Source organism: Rhizobacter sp. P2_H2 (genome assembly GCF_056403375.1).
Map to the genome: position 1 here is coordinate 1 of NZ_JBFUFP010000617.1, position 3,269 is coordinate 3,269.

The window sequence follows — 3,269 nt, forward strand, 5'->3', positions numbered from 1 at the left end:
GACTTGAACCGTGCGCCCCACAACCGCTGCGTCGCCGCCGCCGAACCTGCTTCCATGCCGTGTCACCCCGCAAGGGCCTCCGAAAGAATGGCGGGATGCTAGTGACGACGGCGCGCGCTGAACACCGAGATTAAGAACCGCGGCGGGCGCAAAAAAACTCAGCCTGTCGCAGGCCGCGCCGTGGCTGCGAAACACCGGCCGTGGCCTGAACCTTGCAAGCAATTCCTCCCCTCATGCCCAAGACGCCCGACCTTCCCTCGCTGCACGATGCCGCCAAGCGCCTGACGCCGCGCAGCCGGCTGCCGCCGCTCAATGCGCTGCGCGCCTTCGATGCGACCGCGCGCCACCTCACCGTCGTGAAGGCGGCCGACGAACTGAGCGTCACGCCGAGCGCGGTGAGCCACCAGCTGCGCACGCTCGAGGACGCTCTCGGCGTGCAGCTCTTCACGCGCAACAAGACCCGGCTCAAGCTGACGACGCACGGCGAGGCGCTGCTGCCGTCGGTGCGCTCGGCGTTCCAGTCGATCGCATCGGCCGCCGCGCGGCTCGGCGACGCGGTGATGGTCGGCGACCTCGTCGTCTCGGCGCCGGTCGGCCTGAGCTCGCGGCTGCTGACGCGCCACATCGGCGAGTTCCTCACCGCGCACCCCGACGTGCACCTGCGGCTGGTCGCGTCGAACGACGACAAGGAGGTGTATGCGCCGTCGGTCGATGTCTGCATCCGCTATGGCACCGGCATCTGGCCCGACCGGCAGGTGCGGCTGCTGAGCCCGGTGACGATCTACCCCGTCTGCAGCCCGGCGCTGATCAACGGACCGCAGGGCGTGCGCACGCTGGACGACCTGCGCCACCACCTGCTGCTGTGCGAGGACGGCGGCGCCGAATGGACGCGCTGGCTGCTCGCGGCCGGTGCGCGCACCGACGGCTTCCGGATGACCGAGATGGGCAATGCGCACATCGCGATCGAGGCGGCACTGCACGGCCAGGGCGTCGCGCTCGGCGACAGCCTGCTGGTCGGCGACGACCTCGCCGAGGGCCGGCTGGTGCGGCTGTTCGAGCAGAGTGTGCCGGCCCGGCATGCGTACTACATGGTGTGCCGCCACGAGGTCTGCGAGAGCCCGCTGGTGGCGGGGTTCACCGACTGGGTGCTGGGGAAGGTGCACGCCGGCTCGGCGCCGGGGTGACGTCCGAAGTGACGATCAGGCCCGGTACTGAACGCCGGGCAGCACGCACAGCATCTCGTACGCGAGGTTCGCACCGACCAGCGCGGTCGTGCCCTGCGGGTCGTACGGCGGCGAGATCTCCACCAGGTCGGCGCCGACGAGGTCGAGCCCGCGCAGGCTGCGGATGATCTCCAGCCCCTGCTGCACGCTGAGCCCGCCGATCTCCGGCGTGCCGGTGCCGGGCGCGAACGACGGGTCGAGGCCGTCGATGTCGAAGCTGAGGTAGACGGGCCCCCCGCCGACGCGCTCGACCACCTCCTTCATCAGCGGCAGCAGGCTGCGGTGCCAGCACTCCTCGGCCTGCACCACGCGAAAGCCCTGCGCGCGGCACCAGTCGAAATCGTCGGCGTGGTAGCCGGTGCCGCGCAGGCCGATCTGCACCACGCGCTGGCAGTCGAGCAGGCCCTCTTCGACGGCGCGGCGAAACGGCGTGCCGTGCGCGATCTTCTCGCCGCCCATCGTGTCGTTGACGTCGGCATGCGCGTCGACGTGCACGACGCCGACCGGGCCGTAGCGCTTGCGCATCGCGCGCAGGATCGGCCAGGCGATCGTGTGGTCGCCGCCGATCGTGATCGGGCGGCAGCCGCCGGCGATGATGCGGTCGTAGGCCGCCTCGATGCGGTCGATCGAATCGACGATGTTGTACGGGTTGGTCGCCACGTCGCCGATGTCGGCGACCTGCAGCGAATCGAAGGGCGCGGCGCGCGTGGCCATGTTGTAGGGCCGCAGCAGCACCGACTCGCTGCGCACCTGGCGCGGGCCGAAGCGCGCACCGGAGCGGTTGGAGGTGCCCAGGTCGAACGGCACGCCGACGAAGCAGGCGTCGAGCCCCTCGGCGGTCGGCTGGTGCGGCAGCCGCATCATCGTCGCGATGCCGGCGAAGCGCGGCACCGCGTCACCGCCCAGCGGCTGGTTGAAACGCGGGGCGGCGGGAGCTTGCGGAGGGGTCACGACGGGATGCCGGCAGCCAGGGATCCCGGATCATAGGAGCCGTGCGGCGCGGCAGCCGATCGAAAAACTCAACGGGCGGCCTTAGTTTTATTGCCGGCCGCCGCGGCCCGGCTGCCTATCATCGGCGCCACGATGAATGCAGCACGCCCCCGCATCTACTATTTCAGCCGCATCGATCCGCCCGCGATGTGGCGCGACGCACTGGCCGGGCAACTCGGCGACGACGCCTTCGACTTCATCGTCGGGCCCGGCTGCGCGGCGCCGCACGAGATCGACATCGGCCTGATGTACAACCTGCCGCCCGAGGGCCTGCGCGCGTTCTCGAACCTGCGCGCGGTGCTGTCGCTGTCGGCCGGCGTGAACCAGTTCGACCGCACGCGCATGCCTCCGGGCGTACCGCTCGCGCGATCGGTCGACAGCTCGCTCGCGCAGCACATCGTCGGCTATGCGAAGGCCGCGGTGCTGCGCTACCACCGGCGCTTCCACCGCTACGAGCGCGATTCGCAGGCGGCGCTGTGGCGCTTCGAGCACCCGCGGTTGAATGCGCAATCGGCGGTGGGCGTGCTCGGGCTCGGCGAGCTCGGCAGCGCGGTGGCCGCGGCGCTCGCGGCCGAAGGGTTCACGGTGCACGGCTGGAGCCGGTCGCCGCGCGAACTGGCCGGCGTGCGCACCCATGCCGGTGCCGCCGGGCTTGCGCAACTCGCCGGCGCCACCGACATCCTCGTCAACCTGCTGCCGTTGACCGACGAGACGCACGGCATCCTGTCGGGCGCGCTGTTCTCGCAGATGCGGCCCGGCTCGTTCGTGATCAACATGGGCCGCGGCGGGCACCTGGTGGAAGACGACCTGCTGGCGGCGCTCGCGAGCCGCCGGCTCGAAGCCGCGACGATCGACGTGGCGACGGTGGAGCCGCTGCCCGCGGGCCATCCGTTCTGGCGCCACCCGGGCATCCTCGTGACGCCGCACGTCGGCGGCATCACGACGGCCGCCACCGCGGCACCGCAGCTCGCCGAGAACGTGCGGCGCGCGATGCGCGGCGAGCCGCTGCTGAACCAGGTGGATGAAGGACGGGGATACTGACCGTGTGCGCTGGCG

At 71.2% G+C, this 3,269-nt stretch carries 3 protein-coding genes; 2 read left to right on the forward strand and 1 reads right to left on the reverse strand.

Going from position 1 to position 3,269, the window contains the following annotated elements:
• Nucleotides 1-233: 233 nt before the first annotated feature.
• Nucleotides 234-1,184, forward strand: a complete 951-nt coding sequence (gene gcvA / locus AC1D15_RS23460; RefSeq protein WP_477827869.1) for a transcriptional regulator GcvA — start codon at nucleotides 234-236, stop codon at nucleotides 1,182-1,184.
• Between the two features lie 15 nt (nucleotides 1,185-1,199).
• Here the strand turns inward: gcvA and speB are convergent, their stop codons facing one another.
• Nucleotides 1,200-2,174 (reverse strand): agmatinase, encoded by a 975-nt coding sequence (gene speB / locus AC1D15_RS23465; RefSeq protein ID WP_477827870.1) that lies wholly within the window; start codon nucleotides 2,172-2,174, stop codon nucleotides 1,200-1,202.
• 132 nt (nucleotides 2,175-2,306) lie between these two features.
• On the opposite strand from speB, the gene AC1D15_RS23470 reads away from it, so the two are divergent.
• Nucleotides 2,307-3,254 (forward strand): 2-hydroxyacid dehydrogenase, encoded by a 948-nt coding sequence (locus AC1D15_RS23470; protein ID WP_477827871.1) that lies wholly within the window; start codon nucleotides 2,307-2,309, stop codon nucleotides 3,252-3,254.
• The last annotated feature ends 15 nt before the right edge of the window (nucleotides 3,255-3,269 follow it).

What these genes read in the sequence shown, in the direction of transcription:
- AC1D15_RS23470 (WP_477827871.1), top strand. Translation starts at nt 2,307, where the DNA reads ATGAATGCAGCACGCCCCCGCATCTACTATTTCAGCCGCATCGATCCG.
- gcvA (WP_477827869.1), top strand. Translation starts at nt 234, where the DNA reads ATGCCCAAGACGCCCGACCTTCCCTCGCTGCACGATGCCGCCAAGCGC.